Here is a 20,813-nt window from a genome sequence, read left to right as displayed (position 1 = left end):
CCACGTAGCGGGCGCGCTCGGTCTCGAAGAGCGACGCCACCTGCGCCTCGAGGCCCTCCTTGGCGCGCTTCACCAGGGTGCGTACGGCCTGGTCGCCGAAGACTGCCTCCAGCAGCTTCTGCCCGAGCACGGCGGAGCCCGCGGCGATGCCGGCCTCGGCTCCCACCAGCCCCCCGGTGTGGGCGAACACGACGATCATCAGGCTGACCGACAGGCCGTTGACACCGAACGCCAGGAAGCGGGCGGTGCTGCGCTTGTCCGCCCCCTCCGTGCGCACCATCTCCAGCACCTCGTGCTGCCAGTCACGCACCGCACGCTCGGCCCGGCGGCGGAAGTCGCGCGAGGCCCGCCCGAGGTCCTGCCCGGCGTCACCGAGCAGCGCCTGCCCGGCCGCGGTGCTCTGCCAGGACGCCTCGGCCCGCTCGGCGGCGGCCTCGGCCCGCTCCATGAGCAGGCTCTCCAGTCCGGACTCCACCGCGACGGTGACGCGCTCGGCCTGCTGGGGCTTGCCCTTGAGCGCGTTGACCACACGGTCACGCAGCCAGCCGACCTTGGTCTCCAGCGACTTCAGCAGCTCTCCGGTGCCGACGAACTCCTGCCAGCGCACCAGCACCTCGCCACGCAGCAGCGTGCCGTCGACGAGGGCCTCGGTGACCGAGGAGAGCGCCTGGTCGTAGGCCTTGTCCACGTCGGTGCGCAGGCGCTCGGCCGCGGCCACCTGCTCCAGGGCCGCGTCGGCGACCGGGTGGGTACGCCGGGCCAAGGTCCGCACGGCGCCGTTGAGGGTCTGCTTGACCACCTGCGCGCGAGCCTCCGCGTCGGCGGCGAGCGCGTGCAGCCAGCTGCGGATCTCGAACACCGAGTCGGCGGGCAGCAGGCCCTGCTCGTCCGGGACGCTCTCGACGACCGTGAACAGCGGCGAGTCCTTCAGACCCCGGCTGGCCAGCATGCGGGCCAGGTGGGTCGAGACCTGCTCGATCGCCTCCGGTGCGGTGCGATCGAGCACGATAGCGACCGCGGCCGAGCGTTCGGCGGCGCTGCGCAGGAAGTCCCAGGGCACCTGGTCGGCGTACCGGGCCGCGGAGGTCACGAACAGCCACAGGTCGGCTGCGGCCAGCAGCTGGGCAGCGAGCGTGCGGTTGCGCTCCTCGACCGAGTCGATGTCGGGCGCGTCCAGGATGGCCAGGCCGACCGGGATGCTGTCGTTGGCCACCAGCTGGAGCGCGTCGGGGTCGTTCGTCGAGGTGCTCACCCGCTCGAGCTCGGGCAGCAGGCGGTCCTGGCCGAACCACTTCGCGTCCGCGGGGTTGTGCACCAGGACTGGCGAGCGGGTCGTGGGACGGAGCACGCCGGGCTGGGTGACCGGGGTGCCGACGAGGGTGTTGACCAGCGTCGACTTCCCGGCTCCGGTGGACCCGCCGACCACGGCAAGCATCGGGGCGTCGATGGTCATCAACCGCGGGATGACGTAGTCCTCGAGCTGGTCAACCATCTCGCTGCGGGCGGTGCGCTGCTCCTCCACGCCGGGCAGCTCCAGCGGGAGCTTGACGTCGCGCAGGGCGCCCCGCAGCTGGACCAGCGCGGTCAGCATCTTCGTGGAGGCGGGACTCGGCACCTCGGGCGTGGAGTTCATCGGGTCGGGACCACCTGTCCGGGGAAGGAGATGTACGGGCGGATGAGCTGGAGTGCGCCGAGGTGTTCCTGGCCCCGGACCGCGTAGTCCTCGGGGGCGGTGCCACGCAGGTAGCGGTGGTGCAGGAAGCCGAGCTCGACGGCCACCCGCTGGTACTCACGCATGGCCTTGACGTGGTTGTCGCCGCCGCTCTGCCTCGCCCAGGCACGGGCGCGGCGGCGGGCAGCCAGGTCGACCAGCCAGGGGATGTCACTGGCCGGGATGAGGCCGCGGGTGGCGGCGTCGGCCAACGCCTCCGCGAGCAGCCGGCGTTCGCGGGTGCGGCGGTAGACGGCGAACGCGACGATGGTGACGAACACGGGGAACATCACCAGCACGTACGTCAGCACGAACGTGCCGAAGTCGCGGACCGCGGCGCCGTTCCACGCCGCGTGGGACAGGACGGCCAGCACGTACCCGGCGATGGGGGCACCCCACTGGACCAGCCGGTTGCGTCGCGTGATGGCCAGGCCGATCCCGATACCCGTGAAGGCGGTGAACAGCGGGTGCGCGAACGGGGAGGCCAGGATCCTGACCACGAACGTCCCGGTGAGGGCCTGGGCGCCCGTGAGCCCCAGGTCCTCGGCGCCCATGTGGGAGGCGGCGAGGTAGAGGATGTTCTCGGTGAAGGCGAAGCCGATGCCGACCATGCCCGCGTACACGATGCCGTCCAGGATCCCGTCGAGCTCGTGACGGCGCCACCACAGCAGCATCAGCAGGAAGAGGCCCTTGCCGGCCTCCTCGGTGAGCGGCGCCCCCCACACGGTGCTGGCGGTGTCACTGACCCCGATGAAGGCGCCGACGGTCCCGAGGACGAGGGCTGCAGCCGTCGAGGCGAACGCGCCCCACAGCAGCCCCGCGACCAGCAGGGAACGCGGTTCGGGCTCGTACCGGTCGAGCCACATGTAGCAGCCGATGAGGGGGCCGACGGGGACCGCCGCGAGGAGGACCCCGATGGCCAGGCTGGTCGGTGCGCCGGTGAGGGCGAAGACGATGGCCATCACCACGGCACCGAGCAGCACGAGCACTGCGACGATGACCGTGAAGACAGCACTGTCCCGCCGACGTCCTTGCATGGGCGGCAGCCTAACGGAGGCGCGCGCGTGGAGGCCCGCGACGTATGGTGGACGGGTGAGCGAGAACCTCTCCGACGTGACACCGGGCCAGACCACCGACTCCCCCGCCGCGGACACTGCCGTGCCGGCCCAGGAGCTCAAGACCGAGTCGCACGACCCTGCCGTGCCCGCCGCGTACGCGGCCTTCATGCGCACTGGCTGGGGCGACCGGGAGCTCGAGCTGCCCGCGCACCCCGTGACCGCGTGGGCGGCCCAGCGCCGCGCGCGGCTGGCCGAGGCGTTCCCCGGCGAGCGTCTCGTGCTGCCCGCCGGCACGTACAAGGTGCGCTCCAACGACACCGACTACCGGTTCCGCTCCGACACCGCGCACACGTACTTCTCCGGCAACCAGACCTCCGACGCGGTCCTGGTCGTCGAGGACGGCGAGCACGTCCTGTACGCGCGCCCCCGCTCGAGCCGCGACACCGACGAGTTCTTCCGGGACCGCCAGTACGGCGAGCTGTGGGCCGGGCGTCGTCCGTCGCTGCGCGAGATCTCCGACTCCCTGGGCATCGAGGTGCGCCACGTCGACGAGCTCGCCGACCGCCTCGCCACCGGCCCCAAGACCCGCGTGCACCGCGGGATCTCCGCCAGCATCGACGCCCTGGTCGCACCGGACTCCGAGCGCGACGCCGAGCTGGCCCGCGTCGCCTCCGAGATGCGTCTGGTCAAGGACGAGTGGGAGCTGGCCGAGCTGCGCGAGGCCTGCGACATCACCGCACTGGGGTTCGAGGACTCCGTGCGCGAGTGGGACCGCGTCCTGGAGTTCGGCGAGCGGTGGATCGAGGGCACCTTCTTCCGCCGCGCCCGCGCCATGGGCAACGACATCGGGTACGACTCGATCGTCGGCGGCGGCAAGCACGCCACCACGCTGCACTGGATCGAGAACACCGGGCCGATCACCCCGGGCGAGCTCGCGCTGCTCGACATGGGGGTGGAGGGCAACAACCTCTACACCGCCGACGTGACCCGCACGCTGCCGATCGACGGCACCTTCACCGACGCCCAGCGCACCCTGTACGACCTCGTGCACGCCGCGCAGCAGGCCGGCATCGACGTGATCCGTCCCGGCGTGCCCTTCCAGGACGTCCACAACGCCGCGATGACCGTGCTCGCGCACGGCCTGTCCGACCTCGGGCTGCTGCCGGTCTCCGCGGAGGAGGCGCTCGACCCGGAGTCCAAGGTGTACGCCCGCTGGACGCTGCACGGCACCAGCCACATGCTCGGCATGGACGTGCACGACTGCGCCAACGCCGCGTTGGAGGCGTACCCGCGGGGTGACCTGGCCGAGGGCATGGTGCTCACCGTCGAGCCCGGGCTCTACTTCCAGGAGGACGACCTGCTGGTGCCCGAGGAGTTCCGCGGCGTGGGGATCCGGATCGAGGACGACATCGTGGTCACCGCGTCCGGCTCGGACAACCTGTCCGCCTCGCTCCCCCGCTCCTCGGCCGACGTCGAGGAGTGGATGGGTCGCCTGCGCGGCTGAGGATGGACTGCCACCACTTCACGGCGGGGACCTGCCGCTCCTGCACCCTGCTGGAGGTGCCGCGCGTGCGGCAGCTGGCCGACAAGGAGGCGCACGCAGCCTCGTTGGTCAGCTCGCCCGTGTGGCTGCCGACGCTCAGCGGTCCCGACGCCGGGTTCCGGAACAAGGCCAAGATGGCCGTCGGCGGCTCGGCCGAGCACCCGACCCTGGGGATCTTGGACGGGCAGTGGCGCGGGGTCGACCTGCGCGACTGCGCCCTGCACGAGGCGGGGCTGGTCGCAGCCCTGGAGACGGTGGCGGCCCTCATTGCGCGGGCGGGGCTTACGCCGTACGACGTGTCCACACGCACCGGCGAGCTCAAGCACGTGCTGCTGACCGCCTCCCCCTCCGGCGAGCTGCTGTTGCGTCTGGTGATGCGGTCCACGGCCCTGGAGGCGCGGGTGCGCAAGCACCTGGCGTGGCTGCTCGACGCGCTGCCCGAGCTGCGCGTGGTCACCCTCAACGTCCAGCCCGACCACAAGGCCGTGCTCGAGGGTGAGCGCGAGGTCGTCCTCACCGAGCAGTCGTCGCTGCCGATGGCCCTGTCCACGGGCGTGACGCTGCACCTGGGGCCGCAGGCGTTCTTCCAGACCAACACGTTCATCGCGGCGGGGCTCTACGACCAGGCCAGGACCTGGGTGGACGGGCTCGTCACCGACGGGCCGGACGGCTCGCCGGGCGCGGTCCGTACGGTGTGGGACCTGTACTGCGGGGTCGGCGGGTTCGCGCTGCACCTGGCCGGGCCGGGGCGCGACGTGCTCGGTGTCGAGGTGAGTGAGGGGGCCATCGACTCGGCGCGGCGTTCCGCGGGTGAGCTCGGGCTCGAGGGAGTGCGTTTCGAGGCGGCGGACGCGACGGCGTACGTCCTCGACGGTCGCGCCGGCGCTGCTCCCGACCTGGTCGTGGTCAACCCACCGCGACGCGGGATCGGCCCCGAGCTGGCAGGCTGGCTGGAGGGCTCCTCCGCCTCGTACGTCGTCTACTCCTCCTGCAACGCGGTCTCGCTCGCCAAGGACCTGGCGGCGATGCCGTCCTGGCGCCCGGTCGAAGCGCGGGTCCTCGACATGTTCCCGCACACCAGCCACTACGAGGTCATCACCTTGTTGCAGCGCGACCCATGACCGGGAGACCGATGACTCCCGCATGACGAATTTGATAGGAATGAGAAAGCGAGCCCGTGGGGCGACCGTTCCCGGTCGAGGGGGCGGGGCGGCGGGCGTCTCCACCCGTCCGCCGGCAGTGAGCCGCACGAGACCCTCGGCGGAGATCCGTCCGGCGACCCGCTTCAGGAGTACCCCACCGCGGGTGGACGCCGCGTACCGGACCCGACGCCCGCGCGCGGGGCGTTCCCCTCGCCCGGCATGCCCCATCGCCTATGGTTACCCATGAGTAGCCACTGATTTCCGCGAGGAGCCCCCATGCCTGCACTGACCAAGGACGGCGCGATCTGGACGATCACGCTCGACGACGGCGAGAACCGCTTCTCCCCCGAGTTCCTCGACACGATGGACGGGCTGCTCGACGAGATCGCGACGAGTGACGAGGCGGCGGCGCTGGTGACCGTCGGCACTGGCAAGTTCTACTCCAACGGCCTCGACCTGGAGTGGCTCGGCGCCAACGGCGACAAGCTCGCCGAGTACGTGGAGCGCATCCACGCGATGTACAGCAAGCTGCTGACCCTGCCGGTGGCCACCGTCGCCGCTGTCAACGGGCACGCCTTCGGCGGCGGCGCGATGCTTGCGATGGCGCACGACTTCCGGGTGATGCGTGAGGACCGCGGCTTCTTCTGCCTCCCCGAGGCCGACATCCAGATCCCCTTCACCGAGGGCATGAACGCGCTGCTGCAGGCCAAGCTCACCCCCCAGGCGCAGGTGGCGACGATGACGACCGGGGCCCGCCTCGGTGCCGCCGAGGCCCTGGCCCGCGGAGTCGTGGACGCCGTCGCCTCGGAGCAGGACCTGGTCACGGTGGCCTCCCAGCGGGTGGCCGGCCTGGCCGGCAAGCACCGGCCGACGCTGTCGACGATCAAGCAGCGCATGTTCGCGACGGCGGTCGCCGCGCTGGCCCCCGGTACGGCCCTGTAGGCGGCGCCGCCGGCCCTCGTGCGCCGGCGGTGGACGGGCACCTCCGCGGGGCACGCGAGGGCTCGCTAAGGTCGGGAGGATTTCAGCCGGTCGGCGCCGCAACGAGGCGCCGACCCCGTCCCTCCGCAGGAGTTGCCCCGTGCCTTGGACCACGCACGGCGACGGTCGTACCGTCGCCCCGGACGCCATCGTCCGTCCCACCGAGCGCCTGAGCTGGCCGAAGACGATCGGCTTCGGGGCCCAGCACGTCATCGCGATGTTCGGTGCCACCTTCCTGGTGCCGATCCTGACGACGTTCCCGCCGAGCACCACGCTGCTGTTCTCGGGTGTCGGCACGCTGCTCTTCCTGCTGATCACCCGCAACCGGGTGCCCAGCTACCTCGGCTCCTCGTTCGCCTTCCTCGGTCCCGTCGGAGCGGCCATGGCGGGACCGGGCATCGGCTCGGCCCTGTTCGGCATCGTGGCCACGGGCTTCCTTCTCGCCCTGGTCGGTCTGCTGGTCAACGCGGTCGGCACCGGGTGGATCCACGTCCTGATGCCGCCCGCGGTGATGGGCGCCATCGTCGCGCTGATCGGCTTCAACCTCGCCCAGGCGGCGTGGAGCAACGTGGTCGGCGGCAACCGCGCCGAGGTCAGCTACGACAGCGTGCTGCTCGCGACCGTCACCGTGGTGGCGGTGTGCCTGATCGCCGCGGTCTTCCGCGGCATGGTCGGGCGCATCGCGGTCCTGCTGGGCTTCGTCGTCGGGTACGTCGTCGCGCTGGCCATGGGACTGGTCGACTTCAGCAAGGTCGAGCGGGCCGCCTGGTTCGGCCTGCCGCAGTTCCACGCGCCGTCGATCGACTGGGCCGTACTGCCGATGTTCCTGCCGGTCGTCTTCGTGCTGGTCGCCGAGAACGTCGGCCACGTCCGCTCCGTCGCCCACCTCGTCGAGGACGACTCCATCAACGAGCTGACCGGACGCACGCTCTTCGCGGACGGGGCCGCAACGGTCCTCGCCGGCCTGGGCGGCGGCTCGGCGACCACGACGTACGGTGAGAACATCGGCGTCATGACGGCGACCCGCGTCTTCTCGACCGCCGCCTACTGGGTGGCGGGCATCATCGCGATCCTGCTGTCGATGTCCCCCAAGTTCGGCCAGATCCTCTACACGATCCCGTGGGGCGTCATCGGCGGCGTCACGCTCGCCCTGTACGGCATCATCGGGCTGATCGGCGTGCGCATGTGGATCGACAACAAGGTCGACTTCGGTCAGCAGAAGAACCTGTACCCGGTCGCTGTCGCCCTGATCGTGGCGATGGGCATGGGTACCGACGTGCTCGTCTTCGGCGACGTCGCCCTGGGCGGCATCGCCCTGGGTACGGCCGCCGCGCTCGTGCTCTTCCACGGCATGTCCGCCCTCGAGAAGGTGCGCGGGCCGGGCCGTGACGAAGCAGCCGCCTGAGTCGCCCATCGACGCCACGCCGTCCGGGCCGTGGAGGGTCCGGGCGGTGCGGCGACCGACGAGCGCGACCTCGAGCTCACGCTCATCGGCAGCTGCCTGCTGATGCTCATCCCGGTCCTGATGCTGACCTTCGGCGGCTTCTTCGCCGCGTGGGCGGACTCCGTCGGCTGGAGGATCGGCCACGACGAGACGCTCGAGGTCGTCCGCGTCGAACCGGTCGACGCCAACACCCGGCGCGACAACGGGGCCTACCGGATCCACCTGGCTGGCGGCCACCAGTACAAGGTCGGCCGCATCGCGTGGCGGAACAGCGACCGGTCGATCGGTTCGCAGGTTCCGGTGCGGGTGATCCCGGTCGGCGACGTCATCCCACTCGACCGGACGGGGCAGAAGTGCCGTCAGGGATGGGTGCTGGTGGTGCTCCTGGCGCTGACCCTCTCCCCCACGGTCTGGTGGGTGCGGCAGCTCCGACGGCGCCGGTCCGCCGACTGAGCGCGTCGGGTCGGCCGCCGGGCGTACGATGCAGCCACCGTTGCCGCCGATCGGTCCCCGCTGGAGGTTCCCGTGTCACCAGTACGTCGCCTCACGACCTGGGTCGTCGCCGTCCTGGCGTGCCTTGGCCTCGTGTGGCTTCCCGTGCCCGCAATGGCGGCCCCTGGGCCCCCGGCCCACAGCAGCACTGCGGCCGCTCTGGTACCGACCACCCAGCCCACGCTCCTCAACGACGTCGTCGGCAAACCCTTCCTGGTCGGGCTGCCCGAGTGGTCCGAGGTTCCCGACCACGTGGAGGTCAGCCTCAGTTTGACCGACGGCCACGTCTCCAGCGCCATCGTCGATGGGACGTCCAACTCGGTTTCGCTACCCTCCGACGGCGTCGCCGACCTGGCGTACGGGAAGGTCAGGTTGTACGCCTACAAGGACGGGTACGACCGCGGGTACGCCGACGTGTGGCTGCAGGCCCGCGCGTTCCGCCTGCTGCGGTTCGCCGACGTGACTGGCACCGGGATCGTGGGCGAGGAGCTGCGAGTCGTACCCGGCACGCACGTGACAAAGCCCGACTCAGTCGTGCACGAGTGGCTCGTGGGGCACCAGCTGGAGAGCGCACGCGTCGTCACATCCGGGCCTGCCTTCCGCCCCCTCCACCCGCACGCGGCCAAGAGGGTGTGGCTGCGCTCGACGGCGACGTTCGGGACGAGTCGTGTCGTCGATCTGCGGCACGCGCTCAGGTTGGTGCGCGGGCGCTCCTCGCTCACCGCCTCTGCCCGCAGGGTGGGACCCGAGGTGGTGGTGCGGTTCCGGCTGACCGTGCCGTCGGTGAATCATCCGAAGGGACGGGTCCGCATCCTGTCCGGCGGCGAGCGGTTGACCTCGGTCGGTGCCGTGCGGGCCCCTCTGGAGAGGGTGCTGCGCGTACCGTTCCGCCGCGGCATGAAGGAGATCACGGTGGCGTACACCGGTTCGTTCCGCACGGCCGCGGTGAGGCGGACCGTACCGATCAGGTGAGGATTCGGGCCCTCAGCCACACCACGAGGTCGGCCGCGCTGTGCGCGGTGAGCGTCGGGTCGAAGGTGAGGGCGTCGCCGTCCACCGGCACGGCCCGCTCGCGCCACACCCTCGGGGTCGGCTGCCACTCCACTGCCCCGGGGGCGTCGAGGACGACCCGGCCGACGTCGTCGAGGCGTACGTCGACCAGCGCGTGGAGCGGAGCCCTGGCCCGCCCGTTTGCCGTGTCGAGGACGACTGCGTCCGGGGTCACCCACAACGCCTGACGTCGCCGGCGACCGAGTGCGACGAGGACGAACCGGACGTGGAACCACAGGCCGACGGGGGCCAGGACGAGCGCCGCCGTGCCCTCCTTGCCACCGACGGCGAGCCCGGCCACGACCATGACGATCCCGGTGCACAGCAGCCCGAGGTCGAAGCCGCAGGTGTGCCACCACTTCTGGTCCCAGGTGCGCAGGACGTGCGCGGGCTGGCCGTCGACGACGGTCCTGCGGACCGGGGGCAGGTGGTCCTTGTCGACCATCGCGGCCACCAAGCCGACCGACAGGACCACGCCCCACACGCCGTTGCCGATCAGCGCCCGGAGCCAGAGCTGCTCGGCCGGCACCGTGGCCATCCCCCACAACGCGGCCGCGCCGCCCAGCACGGCGAGGATGACGTGGAACGCCACGTCACCGCGCTTGTCGCGACCCGTGTACGGGTGCGTCGGCGGAAGCGGCATGAGGGGCATCCTAGGAACGGCCGTGGCCCGGGCCGCCGGGTGCACGTCCCGTGGACCCACGCGTGTCGGCGACTCCCGGTTTGGGAGGCTGCTCCCCGGGCACATGGGGCGCAACGTTGCCGGGACGAAGGAGTGGGGCGTGGACGTCGTCGAGGAGTTCGTCGCGCGAGTGCGCGCGGCCTGCGTGGGCACGCCGTACACCGTGACCCGCACCGCGCAAGGCTTCGACCTGCACCTGGACCTCGACGGGCAGTGGGTCGATGAGGCGTCGCGCGGTGGGCTGCGCCGCTCGATCACCCAGCGGGTCACCGCTGCTCCGCCGACGTACACGGTCGAGCAGGTGGTCCAGGAGGTGCACTGGGACCGCGGCCGGCCCAGACTCAGCGCCGGCGGCTCCGTCACCAAGGGCCGCACCATCCCGCTGGGCCACACCAACATCTGGACCGAGCTCGACGACGGCACCGTCGGACGTCTGGCCCCGTTCACCTTCAACGCCGAAGAGGGCCGCGACCTCGTCGTGCTCGTCGGTCAGCAGCTCGGACTCGAGGTGCGCCGGAGCACGCCGGAGAGGATCGGCCTGTACGCCGCGCTCGCGGTCCCCGTGCTCCTCGCGGTGTGCGTGGTGGGCGTGCTGATCGGGATGGCGGTCGGGGTCGTGCCCACTCCGTAGGCCCGGGGCCTCTCCCGGATGGTGCAGTTCAGCGGCACAGTTCGGGCTAGACTCCCGCCCGGATCATCGACCGGGAGGCGATGAGCGACTCGGGAAGCGTCCGGGCGCCCATCACGACCGGCCATGGCCTCAAGCCTCCGTAGCTCAGCTGGATAGAGCAGCGGCCTTCTAATCCGCCGGTCGCAGGTTCGAATCCTGCCGGGGGCGCCACCGGACACGACCCGTGCGTGGGCAGACGTGGGGCACCTGCTCACGTTCACGCCGCCCCGCGGTGGTCCGTCCCCATCCTCCCGGCAATCCGGCGACGCTCGGAGGGCTCGAGCCACCGCAACCGGTCACGCAGGACTCCGGCGTCCACCTGGAGCACCTCCGCCGCCTCGGCTGCCGACATGGTCCAGGTCAGCGCGTCCGCGATCCGGTCGACGTCGGGCAGCATGATGCGCGCCGTACGGCGTCGCACGTCGACCTCGTGCCGCTCGCGGTAGACGCGCAGCACCGGGCCGTGCTCGGCGTGCAGGCACTCGTGAAGGACCGTGCAGCGGCGCTGCTCGTACGTGAGGTCGGAACGCAGACTGATCGTGCGGACGCTGTGCCGGGTGACCCCCATGCGCACGTCCACGGACGGGTCGTGCCACTGCAGCGTCCACCCCGTCAAGGCGCGCAACCGACGCCACGGGTTCATCTCTCCCGTCATGGCCGCGAACGTACCGAGCCGGACTGACAGTTCAGTTCCAGCCGTGCCATCTGCTCAGAGTGCCAGGGGCACGGAGGGAGATGGTCCAACAATGCTCCGTTCAGACCATTTCAGTCTCCGTCCAGTGGTCCAGATCGCCCACACGGCGCTTGACAGCACTCCGCACGGCACCTTTGATACTCCATATGGAGCAACGAGGTGCAGCACTGGAAGTCGCCGACCGCGTCATCCGCCAGCTCATGCTGGCCGGCGACAGCGTGCACCACCTCTGCTTCCTGACCGGGATCCCCCGCGTCACGATGGACCGCCGACTCTCCGGGGAGACGCCTTTCACCCTCAACGAGATCGACCGGATCGCTGAGGCCCTCCGCGTTCCGACGGCCCATCTGCTGCCCCCGGCGTGACCCGCCCGTGGGCACCTGCTCCACGGAGAACCACGCCGTTGAGCATCCACACCGAGCGTCCGTACCCCACGGCCACTCACCCATCCCAACGAAACAGGACGTGACACATGCACAGAACCGCCACGAGATCTCGGGTCGTGACGTTGCTCGCCGTATGCCTGCTGACACCGTCCCTGGGCAGTCTCCCCGCCCAGGCCGACGACGGCCCCTCTTCCGCGAGGGTCAGCGCCGTCTCCGACTCCGCTCCCACCGCCTCCCAGGTTGCCGCCGCCCTGAAGGGCGCCGGCGACAAGGTGGCCCGGACGGCATCCTCCGCCGACGCCCTCAGCATCGCCCCGCTCGACCCGCAGGCGGGCGTCTCCCTCGGCACCGACACTCTCCGCGTCGGCATTCCGCACGCGAAGAGCGCCTCGCCGGGTGTCGTCGTCAACGGCGTCACCATCTACCGCAACGAGGCGCACGACAGCGCCGTCGCGGTCAACCCGACGCCAGCGGGCAGCCAGCTCCTGGTCACCGTCGGGGCTTCCAGCGCCCCCACCCGCTACCGCTTCCCCGTCGACGCGCCGGCTGGCACCACCGTCGAGCTGACCGACGACGGGGGCGCCCAGATCCTGCGGCCGGACGGGGAGCTGGCCGCAGTGCTTCCCGCCCCGTGGGCCGTGGATGCCTCCGGCAAGCCTGTCCCCACCCAGTTCCTCCTCGACGGCAACACGCTCGTTCAGGAGATCAACCACACCACCCCCGGCACCACCTATCCCGTCGTCGCGGATCCCGAGTTCTACCGGTGTGACGCGTGGACCTCGACGTGCGTGTTGTTCTCCCGGTCGGAGACCAGGCGCCTCGCCTCGATGGCAGGCGCCGGCACCGCTCTGCACGTGTTTGTGACAGGGTTGTGTGCCCTCGCAGGAAATCCCGCAGGCATCGCAGCGTGCGCTGCGACGGTCGCGCTGGTCGCGGACTCCCTCAAGCGGGCGTTCCGCCGCGCAGCACGCGAGGGGAAGTGCATGGAACTGCACTTCCTCGGGGCAGCCGGAACCCTCTGGAAGTGGAAGGCGAAGACATGCAGGTGAGAGAGCTTCTCCGGATGGCGGTGATGTCGGTGGCGTTCTTCTGGATCGGCCTCACCGTCGGCGCAGGAGACGTGACCGGCGACGTGGTCCGCAACGGTGTCGTCGGCACCGTCGCCGCAGCTGCGGCCTTCGCCGTGGTCTGGTTCGTGCGACGCGGGGCCCGGGACAGTTCGGAAGCTCCGCAGCGCCCGTCCTGATCCGGACGCTCAACGCAGGACGGGACCTCGCGCCGCCCCTGTGCGCGAGGCCCGTCCCGTGCGATGTTGCGGAGACCGACAGGCAGGTCACTCGTCGTCGGTGACCGCGTGTGGGTCGCGCGCCGCCTCGTCGTCGAGGATCGGGTACGACCGCTGCCGGCGCCGCTGTCCCAGCGTGGGAACGTCGTCCCCGTCGCTACGACGCGCCCGTTCCAGCCGGTCCGAAGCTCGGGCGACGAGCTCCCCGGCCTCCAGCCCCAAAGCCCCGCACAGGGCCGCCACCGTGGCCACGTCGATGTGCCGCTCGGCCCCGAGGTAGCGGCGCAACGACGCGTACGGAATGCCAGCCAGGGCCGACAGCTCCTTCGTGGTCAAGTCCTTCGCAGCCCGCTCGGCACGCAACTCAGCGGCCACCGCGGCGTTGAGACCCTCGTCGGGCCTGGCAACTGGCGTCATACCGCGAATATATCCGTGCGGAGCACCAGTGTCACCGCACAGCCCGAGGAGCGCTCCACGGGGCGCCCACGAGGGCACCTACCACGATCGACCATGAGTCGGTCCCACGTACGGCGGACGGCCGGAGCGATCCCCCACGCCCCGGCCGTCCGTCCTCTCGTTGTGGAACACGTTCTACAACGATGGTCCACAATGGCCAGGTGGACTTCGGATTCTTCACCAGCGACGACGGCGACACCCTGACCCCCACCCCGGTGGCGAGGAGCGCATGGTCGCCCGACCAGATCCATGGCGTTGCCGTCAGCGGAGCCATGGCGCGCGCCATGGAGCGCGCCTTCACCCGCGACGATCTGCGCCCGGCGCGATGGACGGTGGACCTGTTCCGTCCCGGCCTGTTCGAGACCGCGACGACGGAGGTGGAGGTCCTGCGTGAGGGACCGCGCATCGCTCTCGTCGAGGTCCGGTTCGTCCAGGCCGGCGAGACCAAGGCCCGCGCCACCGCGCTCTGGTTGAAGGAGACCCAGAACCCCGAGGGGCGCACCTGGGCGAACGAGGACATCCCCACTCCCCCGCCGCTGGAGGCCACGGGCGGGCCGCTCACCGGCCCCAACATCCCCTGGTTCTCCTCCGCCAAGGAGTGGTCCCAGGACTTCGGGGACCACGCGAACGCGGGCCGACACTCCACGTTCCAGTTCGGCGTCCCGATCGTCGTCGGCGAGCTGCACACCCCGTTCCAGTCCGCCGCGGCCGTCGCCGACTCCACCAGCCTCGTCGTCAACTGGAGCGACAAGGGCGTCGAGTGGATCAACACCGACATCAGCCTCAGCCTCAGCCGCCTCCCGCGCACCCAGGAGGTGGGCCTGCGCGCCGTCGAGTGGACCGCCCACGACGGCATCGCCGTCGGTACGGCCACCATGTTCGACCGCGAGGGCATCATCGGGACGAGCACCGTCACCTGCCTCGCCAACGCCAAGCGGACCGTCGACATGACGCGCCGCGACCTCGGCGGCGAGGCGCGGGCGTCCGTCGACGTCTGAGCCTGGTTTCGACAGGCTCAACCAGCGGAGGCCCGGTCGTCGAGCTTGTCGAGACGTGCTCCGAGGGGGCTCAGCCAGCGGCGGGTGAGGCGACGTACGCGTCGATCTCGCCCAGGATGCGCTCCTTGACCTCGACAGGGGCGAAGGAGTGCCGCACGCCCTCGCGCGCCAGCTCCGCCGTGCCCGCCTCGTCGAGGTCGAGCAGGCCGGCCGCGACCTCGTAGTCGTTGTTGAGCGACGTGCCGAACATCGGCGGGTCGTCCGAGTTGACCGTGACGCGCACGCCCGCGTCCACGAACGTCTGCAGCGGGTGGTCGGCCAGGGTGTCGACCGCCCGGGTGGCGATGTTCGACGTCGGACACACCTCGAGGACCACGCCCTCGTCGGCCAGGAACCTCAGCAGCTCCGGGTCCTGCGCTGCGGTGCAGCCGTGGCCGATCCGCTCCGCACCGAGCAGCTTCACTGCGTCCCACACGGTCTGCGGTCCCGTGGTCTCACCGGCGTGCGGCACCGAGCGCAACCCGGCGGCGCGCGCCGCGGCGAAGTGCCGCTCGAACTGGGGACGCGGCACGCCGATCTCGGGACCGCCCAACCCGAAGCCGACCAGTGCCTCGGGACGGTGCTCGAGCGCGTACGACAGGGTCGCGTCAGCCGCCTCCTGCCCCGACTCGCCGGGGATGTCGTAGATCCAGCGCATCACCAGACCGAAGTCGCGCTCCGCGGCGACGCGGGCGTCCTCGATCGCCTCGGTGTACCCCTCGATCGCGATCCCGCGGATCACCGACGTGTACGGCGTGCAGGTCAGCTCCGCGTACCGGAGGTTCTGCCCCTCCGCCATCTCGCGGGCCACCTCGTAGGTCAACATCCGGACGTCCTCGGGCGTACGGACCAGGTCGACCACCGACAGGTACACCTCGATGAAGTGGGCGAAGTCGGTGAACTCGAAGAAGCGGCGCAGCTCGGCCGGGTCGCTGGGGACGACACCGGGATGGCGGGCGGCCAGCTCGGAGACGATCCGCAGCGACGCCGACCCGACGTGGTGGACGTGCAGCTCGGCCTTCGGCAGGCCCGCGACGAACGACGACATGCTCATGGCTCGATCGTGCCACCAGCCCCACCGTTCCGGGCAAACCGCGACGGATACGACGACGGCCCCCCGGATCACTCCGCGGGGCCGTCGCGAGGCAGTCGTCAGGCCGTCAGGCCCGCTGCGCCCGTGGTGTCACTGCGCGGCGATCAGTGCCGGCAGCTCGGACGCCGGGTTCTCGAGCTGCTCACCGTCGACCAGCACGGTGGGCGTGCTGTTGAAGCCGTCCTTGGACCACTGGTCCGTGGCGGCCGCGAGCCAGCCCTTGAACTCCATGTTCTCCTGCAGCGGACGGACCTCGTCCTCCACAGCACCGGCCTCCACGGCCTTGGCGATCAGCTCGTCATCCTCGGGCCCGTCGGTGCCCTCCTGCGGCTGGTTGGCGAAGAGGGTGTCGTGCAGGCTCTTGAACGCGTCCGTGCCGGCCGTGTGCTGGACGGCCAGCAGGATGTTGCCCGCGCGCGAGGAGTAGTCGTTGCCCGACGCGTGGTCCAGGAACGAGACGATGCGGTACTCGACCTTGATCCGGCCGGCCTCGATGGCCTCGTTGACCGACTCACCGATCGCGTTCTCGAGGTTGGCGCACGCGGGGCACTGCAGGTCCTCGTAGATCGTGACCGTCATCGGGGCATCGGCGTCACCGACGACGACCGAGAAGCCGTCGGCACCCTTGGGGTCGTTCACGGGCCCGTCGTCGGTGAGCTTCATGAAGCCCCAGATGACCAGGGCGACCACGGCCACGCCGGCGACCATCGCGACCAGGGTCCGGTTGCGCGACTTCTTCGCAGCGGCCTCCTGGGCGAGACGCTCCTCCTCCTTGCGGGCGGCGCGCCGGTCGGCCTTGGCGGCCTGCTTGGCCTGTGCCTCGGCGCGCTGGGCCGCGCTCAGCGGCTGCTTCTTCGCGGGCCTGTGGTTGCTCATCAGTGGTCCTCTCGAGCAGTGGGGTGGGGAAACAGACGGGAGTCGAGGGCGAAGCGGGACCGTGGCCGTACGACCAGCCACAGCGACAGGGCGAGCAGGCCCACGTCCCGGGCGATCTCCCAGGGGTACTTGGAGGTGGCGTCGGCGTCGTACCCGCCCCCGCCGAAGCAGCCGCAGTCGATCTGCAGGCCGCGCGCCCAGGCGGCGGAGATGCCGATGATGAAGGCGACGAACAGCAGCGACGACACCACGGCCATCGGACGGGTCCACAGCCCGAGCAGGAGGCAGAGGCCCACGATGACCTCCACGACCGGCAGGCCGTACCCGACAGCGGGAACGACCGCCTCGGGAAGCAGCTCGTACGCACGCACCGCGCGCACGCTCGACTCGGGGTCGGGGAGCTTGAGGGCACCCGCCACCAGCCACACCCCGCCGGTGACCAGGCGCGCCACCAGGCCGATCCAGTCCTTCATGCCACGGAGCCTAGAGGCCGTGCCTGAACGGGACCTGAGCACGGGGGTGGGTAGTGTGGACGCCCGTGAACGAAAGACTGGTGTGGATCGACTGTGAGATGACCGGCCTCGACCTCGGGGCGGACGCCCTCATCGAGGTGGCGGCCCTCGTCACTGACTTCGAGCTCAACGTCCTGGGCGACGGCGTCGACGTGATCATCAAGCCTCCGGCCGAGGCGCTGGAGCAGATGGACGACTTCGTCCGCACCATGCACGAGACGTCCGGCCTGCTGGCCGAGCTGGACAACGGCACCACCCTCGCCGACGCCGAGGAGCAGGTGCTGGCGTACATCCGCGAGCACTGCCCGGAGGGTTCGCGGCCGCCGCTGGCCGGCAACTCCGTGGGCACCGACGGGGCGTTCATCGCCCGCGACATGGCCGCCCTGGACGCGTTCCTGCACTACCGCATCGTCGACGTCTCCTCCATCAAGGAGCTGTCGCGCCACTGGTACCCGCGCGCCTACTTCGCCTCGCCGGCCAAGAAGGGCAACCACCGGGCGCTGGCCGACATCCAGGAGTCCATCGAGGAGCTCCGCTACTACCGCGACGCCGTCTTCGTGCCGCAGCCCGGACCGGACAGCGCGACCGCCAAGGAGATCTCCGCGCGGCACGCCGGCGCCCTCACGGGCCTCACGGAGAACACCACCGAGGCCTGAGGGACCCCCAATTCCGCACGGGCGCGGTCCGTGCCCTATGCTTCTCAGCGTCTCCCGGGTCCTCGCGGCCCGGCAGCGATGGTGGGTGTAGCTCAGCTGGTAGAGCACCGCGTTGTGGTCGCGGTTGTCGCGGGTTCGAGCCCCGTCACTCACCCCAGTACAGAAGGCCCCTGGCTCTTGCCGGGGGCCTTCTGCGTTGCCGGGACCTGATGGACGGAGCATGTGACCAGCACGGGTCCTCTCGGGTCTCGGACGTTGGGGGCGAAGGCCCCCGGCTCGCGCCGGGGGCCTCCTGTGGTCGTCGAACGCGCTGCTCGGGTCAGCCGCGAGGATCGACGACCAGCACGGGGGCGCTGGCGTCGCGCAGGACCGCGCGGACGACAGGGCCGAGGTGCGAGCCGAACGGGATGAGGGAGTCGTGACGGCCGAGCACCATCAACGCGGAGGACTTCGCGGCCTGCAGGAGCTCGTCGGCGGGACGCCCGTGGCGCACCTCCACCTCGACGTCCAGGCCGGCGGTCTCAGGGACGGCCGCGACCGCCTCGCGGACCTCGTCCGCGGAACGCTCAGCCCACCGTACGGACTCCTCCGCGGTCACCATGCCCTCGTAGCTCGGCGGCAGGTTCCACGCGTGGATGACGCGGAGGGTGGCGCCGTACTTCCTCGCCTGGTCGGCGGCGGCACGGATCACGGCGGCGCTGCGCTCGGGCACGTCGACACCGACGGTGACGATGGCCGGCCCCTCGGTGGGCGTCCAGCCCTCCGGGACGGAGATCGCCGGTGAGGTCGACTTGGCGGCGACGCCGCTGGCGACCGATCGGGTGATGAGCCGCTCCCAGCGAGGGAGGGCGCGGTGCTCGAGGACAACCAGTGCGGCCCCCTCGGAGACGTCGACGACGGTCGGGATGACGCCGCCGATGAAGACCTCGACCTCGACCTCGAGGTCCGGGGCCATCTCCTTGACGCGGGCGACCGCGTCCTCGACGTTCTGGCGGCCGATGCGCTCGATGTCGAGCTGCGACAGCACCATCGCGTCGGGCCCGCCGACGACGATCCGCTCGACGTGGACGATGTGGAGCACGCCATCCAGCCGCTGAGCCTCCCCCACTGCGAACGCGAGGGCGCTGTCCGCGGGCTCGTGGCCGATGGCGACGACGACGCGGGGACGGGTGGTGTTCATGTTCCTCAGTCCTTCCACTTCACGGAGCTCCCGCTCGGGGCTCCCACCTCCACCCTGCCTCGCTCCGCCGGCCGATGAAAGGGACGTTGTGCCCCGACTTTGGTCCCGTTCGTCCCGACGCCCCCGGACGGTCCCCGCGCTGGTCTACGGTGGCCCGATGAGCGTGCAGAACTCGTGTGACGTGGTGGTCGTCGGCGGCGGGCACAACGGGTTGGTGGCGGCCGCGTACCTGGCCCGCTCGGGCCTGTCGGTGCTGGTGCTGGAGAGGCTTCAGGAGTTCGGCGGGGCCGCCGTCTCGGTGACGCCGTTCGAGGGGCTGCCGGCGCGGCTGTCGCGCTACTCGTACCTGGTCAGCCTGATGCCGGAGCAGCTGATGGCCGACCTCGACCTCGACGTACGGCTCGCCTCCCGCTCGACGGCCTCCTTCACGCCGTACGTGCGCGACGGGCGGCACGGCGGTCTGCTCGTGGAGCGGCCGGAAGGCCCGGCGACGCGCGAATCATTCAGGGCGCTCACGGGCAGCGACGACGAGTACGAGGCCTGGGTGCGGTTCTACGACGAGGTGGCCGGCCTGGCGGGGGTCGTCGCCCCGACGCTGATGGCCCCTCTCCCCCGCGCCTCCGAGCTCTCCGCGCGCGTGGACACGGGCGTGTGGCGGGACGTGGTCGAGCGGCCCCTGGGTGAGGCGGTTGAGCGGCGCTTCGCCGACGACACGGTGCGCGGCGTGGTCGCCACCGACGCCCTCATCGGGACGTTCGCGTCGCTGCACGAGGAGTCGCTGATCCAGAACCGGTGCTTCCTGTACCACCTGATCGGCAACGGAACCGGCGAGTGGCGGGTGCCCGTGGGCGGCATGGGCGCGGTCACCCGTGGGCTGGCGTCCGCGGCGGCGGCTGCCGGCGCCGACCTGCGGGGAGGCGCCGAGGTCACCGCCGTACGCCCCGGCCCCGACGGCGTGGAGGTCGAGTGGCGCGACGGGTCGGGCACGCACGCGGTGACCGCGGGCCGGGTGCTGTCCAACGTCGCTCCGTGGGTGCTGGACGGACTGCTCGGCGTGGACCGCGTCGCGGGCGACAAGCCGCAGGGTGCTCAGCTCAAGGTCAACCTGCTGCTGGACCGGCTGCCGCGCCTGCGGTCGGGCGCCGACCCGTCGGTGGCGTTCGCCGGCACCCTGCACCTGTCGGAGGACTACTCGCAGCTGGAGCGCGCGTACGCCGAGGCCGCCGGCGGGCAGGTGCCGTCGCAGCTGCCGGGCGAGGTGTACTGCCACTCGCTGACCGACGACTCGATCCTCGGCGAGCTGGCCGGGAAGGCGCACACGCTGACCTACTTCGGGCTGCACGCCCCGGCGGCGCTTTTCGAGTCCGACCCGGCCGCCAAGGAGCGCGCGCTGCAGCGCGCGCTGGCCTCGCTCAACGAGCACCTCGCCGAGCCGATCGAGGACTGTCTGGCCCGCGACGCTGCGGGGCGGCCGTGCCTGGAGGCGAAGGTGCCCCAGGACATCGAGCGGGACCTGGCGATGCCCGGCGGCCACATCTTCCACGGCGACCTCGCCTGGCCCTGGCTGTGCGACGAGGCCCCCGCAGAGACCCCTGCCCAGGCCTGGGGCGTGGCCACCGACCACCCGCGCGTACTCGTCTGCGGGTCCGGCGCCGTACGCGGTGGAGCGGTCTCCGGGCTGGGCGGGCACAACGCCGCGCAGGCCGTCCTGACTGAGGTCTGAGCGGACTCGTACGCCCGGTGGCGCCAGAGGCACCCCCCGATTTCGCGTCTCACCACCCCGCTGCTAATGTTTACCTCGCTTCACCGGGCGCCATTAGCTCAATTGGCAGAGCAGCTGACTCTTAATCAGCGGGTTCGGGGTT

General features: G+C 71.2%; 22 protein-coding genes and 2 tRNA genes. 15 read left to right on the top strand and 9 right to left on the bottom strand.

Features of this window, described 5'->3' with window-relative positions:
- On the bottom strand, nucleotides 1-1,633 hold a 1,633-nt coding region (locus tag ACI379_RS16285; protein WP_439793171.1), incomplete at its 3' end, for an ABC transporter.
- A complete protein-coding gene (locus ACI379_RS16280) occupies nucleotides 1,630-2,748 on the bottom strand; it encodes a PrsW family intramembrane metalloprotease (RefSeq protein ID WP_439793170.1) in 1,119 nt (372 codons plus the stop codon). The genes ACI379_RS16285 and ACI379_RS16280, both read right to left, overlap by 4 nt.
- A gap of 55 nt (nucleotides 2,749-2,803) precedes the next feature.
- Here ACI379_RS16280 and ACI379_RS16275 point away from each other — a divergent pair, with 55 nt between their 5' ends.
- The 6 genes from ACI379_RS16275 (at nucleotide 2,804) to ACI379_RS16250 (ending at nucleotide 9,343) form a co-directional block, all read left to right on the top strand.
- A complete protein-coding gene (locus ACI379_RS16275; protein WP_439793169.1) occupies nucleotides 2,804-4,273 on the top strand; it encodes an aminopeptidase P family protein in 1,470 nt (489 codons plus the stop codon).
- Between the two features lie 2 nt (nucleotides 4,274-4,275).
- Nucleotides 4,276-5,433 carry a methyltransferase domain-containing protein gene (locus tag ACI379_RS16270; RefSeq protein ID WP_439793168.1) on the top strand — a complete coding sequence of 386 codons (1,158 nt, stop codon included), beginning with the start codon at nucleotides 4,276-4,278 and terminating at the stop codon, nucleotides 5,431-5,433.
- A 297-nt stretch (nucleotides 5,434-5,730) separates the two neighbouring features.
- On the top strand, nucleotides 5,731-6,396 hold the full coding sequence (locus ACI379_RS16265; protein WP_439793167.1) for an enoyl-CoA hydratase-related protein: 666 nt from the start codon (nucleotides 5,731-5,733) through the stop codon (nucleotides 6,394-6,396).
- A gap of 139 nt (nucleotides 6,397-6,535) precedes the next feature.
- Nucleotides 6,536-7,840: a uracil-xanthine permease family protein gene (locus ACI379_RS16260; RefSeq protein ID WP_439793166.1), complete on the top strand. Its 1,305-nt coding sequence runs from the start codon at nucleotides 6,536-6,538 to the stop codon at nucleotides 7,838-7,840.
- A 30-nt stretch (nucleotides 7,841-7,870) separates the two neighbouring features.
- Nucleotides 7,871-8,332, top strand: coding sequence for a hypothetical protein (locus ACI379_RS16255; protein ID WP_439793165.1), 462 nt, complete (start codon nucleotides 7,871-7,873; stop codon nucleotides 8,330-8,332).
- A 153-nt stretch (nucleotides 8,333-8,485) separates the two neighbouring features.
- Complete coding sequence (locus ACI379_RS16250; protein ID WP_439793164.1) at nucleotides 8,486-9,343, top strand: hypothetical protein; 858 nt, start codon at nucleotides 8,486-8,488, stop codon at nucleotides 9,341-9,343.
- Here the strand turns inward: ACI379_RS16250 and ACI379_RS16245 are convergent.
- Nucleotides 9,336-10,064, bottom strand: coding sequence for a hypothetical protein (locus ACI379_RS16245; RefSeq protein ID WP_439793163.1), 729 nt, complete (start codon nucleotides 10,062-10,064; stop codon nucleotides 9,336-9,338). The genes ACI379_RS16250 and ACI379_RS16245 overlap by 8 nt on opposite strands.
- Before the next feature lie 103 nt (nucleotides 10,065-10,167).
- On the opposite strand from ACI379_RS16245, the gene ACI379_RS16240 reads away from it, so the two are divergent.
- Complete coding sequence (locus ACI379_RS16240) at nucleotides 10,168-10,734, top strand: hypothetical protein (protein WP_439793161.1); 567 nt, start codon at nucleotides 10,168-10,170, stop codon at nucleotides 10,732-10,734.
- Between the two features lie 133 nt (nucleotides 10,735-10,867).
- Nucleotides 10,868-10,944: transfer RNA gene (locus ACI379_RS16235), tRNA-Arg, on the top strand.
- A 46-nt stretch (nucleotides 10,945-10,990) separates the two neighbouring features.
- Here the strand turns inward: ACI379_RS16235 and ACI379_RS16230 are convergent.
- Nucleotides 10,991-11,428: a hypothetical protein gene (locus ACI379_RS16230; RefSeq protein WP_439793160.1), complete on the bottom strand. Its 438-nt coding sequence runs from the start codon at nucleotides 11,426-11,428 to the stop codon at nucleotides 10,991-10,993.
- 185 nt (nucleotides 11,429-11,613) lie between these two features.
- On the opposite strand from ACI379_RS16230, the gene ACI379_RS16225 reads away from it, so the two are divergent.
- The 3 genes from ACI379_RS16225 (at nucleotide 11,614) to ACI379_RS16215 (ending at nucleotide 13,099) form a co-directional block, all read left to right on the top strand.
- The gene (locus ACI379_RS16225; RefSeq protein ID WP_439793158.1) at nucleotides 11,614-11,832 is read left to right on the top strand and encodes a helix-turn-helix domain-containing protein; all 219 of its coding nucleotides are present in this window, start codon (nucleotides 11,614-11,616) and stop codon (nucleotides 11,830-11,832) included.
- A 137-nt stretch (nucleotides 11,833-11,969) separates the two neighbouring features.
- Nucleotides 11,970-12,902, top strand: coding sequence for a hypothetical protein (locus ACI379_RS16220; RefSeq protein WP_439793157.1), 933 nt, complete (start codon nucleotides 11,970-11,972; stop codon nucleotides 12,900-12,902).
- A complete protein-coding gene (locus ACI379_RS16215) occupies nucleotides 12,899-13,099 on the top strand; it encodes a hypothetical protein (RefSeq protein ID WP_439793156.1) in 201 nt (66 codons plus the stop codon). The genes ACI379_RS16220 and ACI379_RS16215 overlap by 4 nt, the downstream gene beginning before the upstream one ends.
- An 87-nt stretch (nucleotides 13,100-13,186) precedes the next feature.
- Here ACI379_RS16215 and ACI379_RS16210 read toward each other — a convergent pair whose 3' ends face one another.
- Nucleotides 13,187-13,555: a helix-turn-helix domain-containing protein gene (locus ACI379_RS16210; protein ID WP_439793155.1), complete on the bottom strand. Its 369-nt coding sequence runs from the start codon at nucleotides 13,553-13,555 to the stop codon at nucleotides 13,187-13,189.
- A gap of 200 nt (nucleotides 13,556-13,755) precedes the next feature.
- Between ACI379_RS16210 and ACI379_RS16205 the strand changes: the two genes are divergently transcribed.
- Complete coding sequence (locus ACI379_RS16205; protein WP_439793154.1) at nucleotides 13,756-14,592, top strand: thioesterase family protein; 837 nt, start codon at nucleotides 13,756-13,758, stop codon at nucleotides 14,590-14,592.
- Nucleotides 14,593-14,662: 70 nt separating this feature from the next.
- Here ACI379_RS16205 and ACI379_RS16200 read toward each other — a convergent pair whose 3' ends face one another.
- From ACI379_RS16200 to ACI379_RS16190, 3 genes are all read right to left on the bottom strand, one after another.
- A complete protein-coding gene (locus ACI379_RS16200; RefSeq protein WP_439793153.1) occupies nucleotides 14,663-15,685 on the bottom strand; it encodes an adenosine deaminase in 1,023 nt (340 codons plus the stop codon).
- Between the two features lie 129 nt (nucleotides 15,686-15,814).
- A complete protein-coding gene (locus ACI379_RS16195) occupies nucleotides 15,815-16,600 on the bottom strand; it encodes a DsbA family protein (protein ID WP_439793151.1) in 786 nt (261 codons plus the stop codon).
- Nucleotides 16,600-17,073: a DoxX family protein gene (locus tag ACI379_RS16190; protein WP_439793149.1), complete on the bottom strand. Its 474-nt coding sequence runs from the start codon at nucleotides 17,071-17,073 to the stop codon at nucleotides 16,600-16,602. Before ACI379_RS16190 ends, ACI379_RS16195 begins: the two co-directional genes overlap by 1 nt.
- Before the next feature lie 65 nt (nucleotides 17,074-17,138).
- On the opposite strand from ACI379_RS16190, the gene orn reads away from it, so the two are divergent.
- Together orn and ACI379_RS16180 are read left to right on the top strand one after the other, a co-directional pair.
- On the top strand, nucleotides 17,139-17,768 hold the full coding sequence (gene orn / locus ACI379_RS16185) for an oligoribonuclease (RefSeq protein WP_439793147.1): 630 nt from the start codon (nucleotides 17,139-17,141) through the stop codon (nucleotides 17,766-17,768).
- An 81-nt stretch (nucleotides 17,769-17,849) separates the two neighbouring features.
- Nucleotides 17,850-17,925, top strand: a tRNA-His gene (locus ACI379_RS16180).
- Nucleotides 17,926-18,087: 162 nt separating this feature from the next.
- On the opposite strand, the gene ACI379_RS16175 is transcribed toward ACI379_RS16180, so the two are convergent.
- Entirely contained in the window at nucleotides 18,088-18,948 is an 861-nt protein-coding gene (locus tag ACI379_RS16175; RefSeq protein ID WP_439793145.1) for a universal stress protein, read from the bottom strand.
- Nucleotides 18,949-19,105: 157 nt separating this feature from the next.
- On the opposite strand from ACI379_RS16175, the gene ACI379_RS16170 reads away from it, so the two are divergent.
- On the top strand, nucleotides 19,106-20,671 hold the full coding sequence (locus ACI379_RS16170) for a phytoene desaturase family protein (RefSeq protein ID WP_439793143.1): 1,566 nt from the start codon (nucleotides 19,106-19,108) through the stop codon (nucleotides 20,669-20,671).
- Nucleotides 20,672-20,813 lie beyond the last annotated feature (142 nt).

Origin of the sequence: Nocardioides sp. (genome assembly GCF_051876515.1) — a bacterium.
Lineage (GTDB): Bacteria > Actinomycetota > Actinomycetes > Propionibacteriales > Nocardioidaceae > Nocardioides.
Note: the sequence above shows the minus strand (reverse complement) of the source record. Positions and strands in the feature narration are given on the sequence as shown.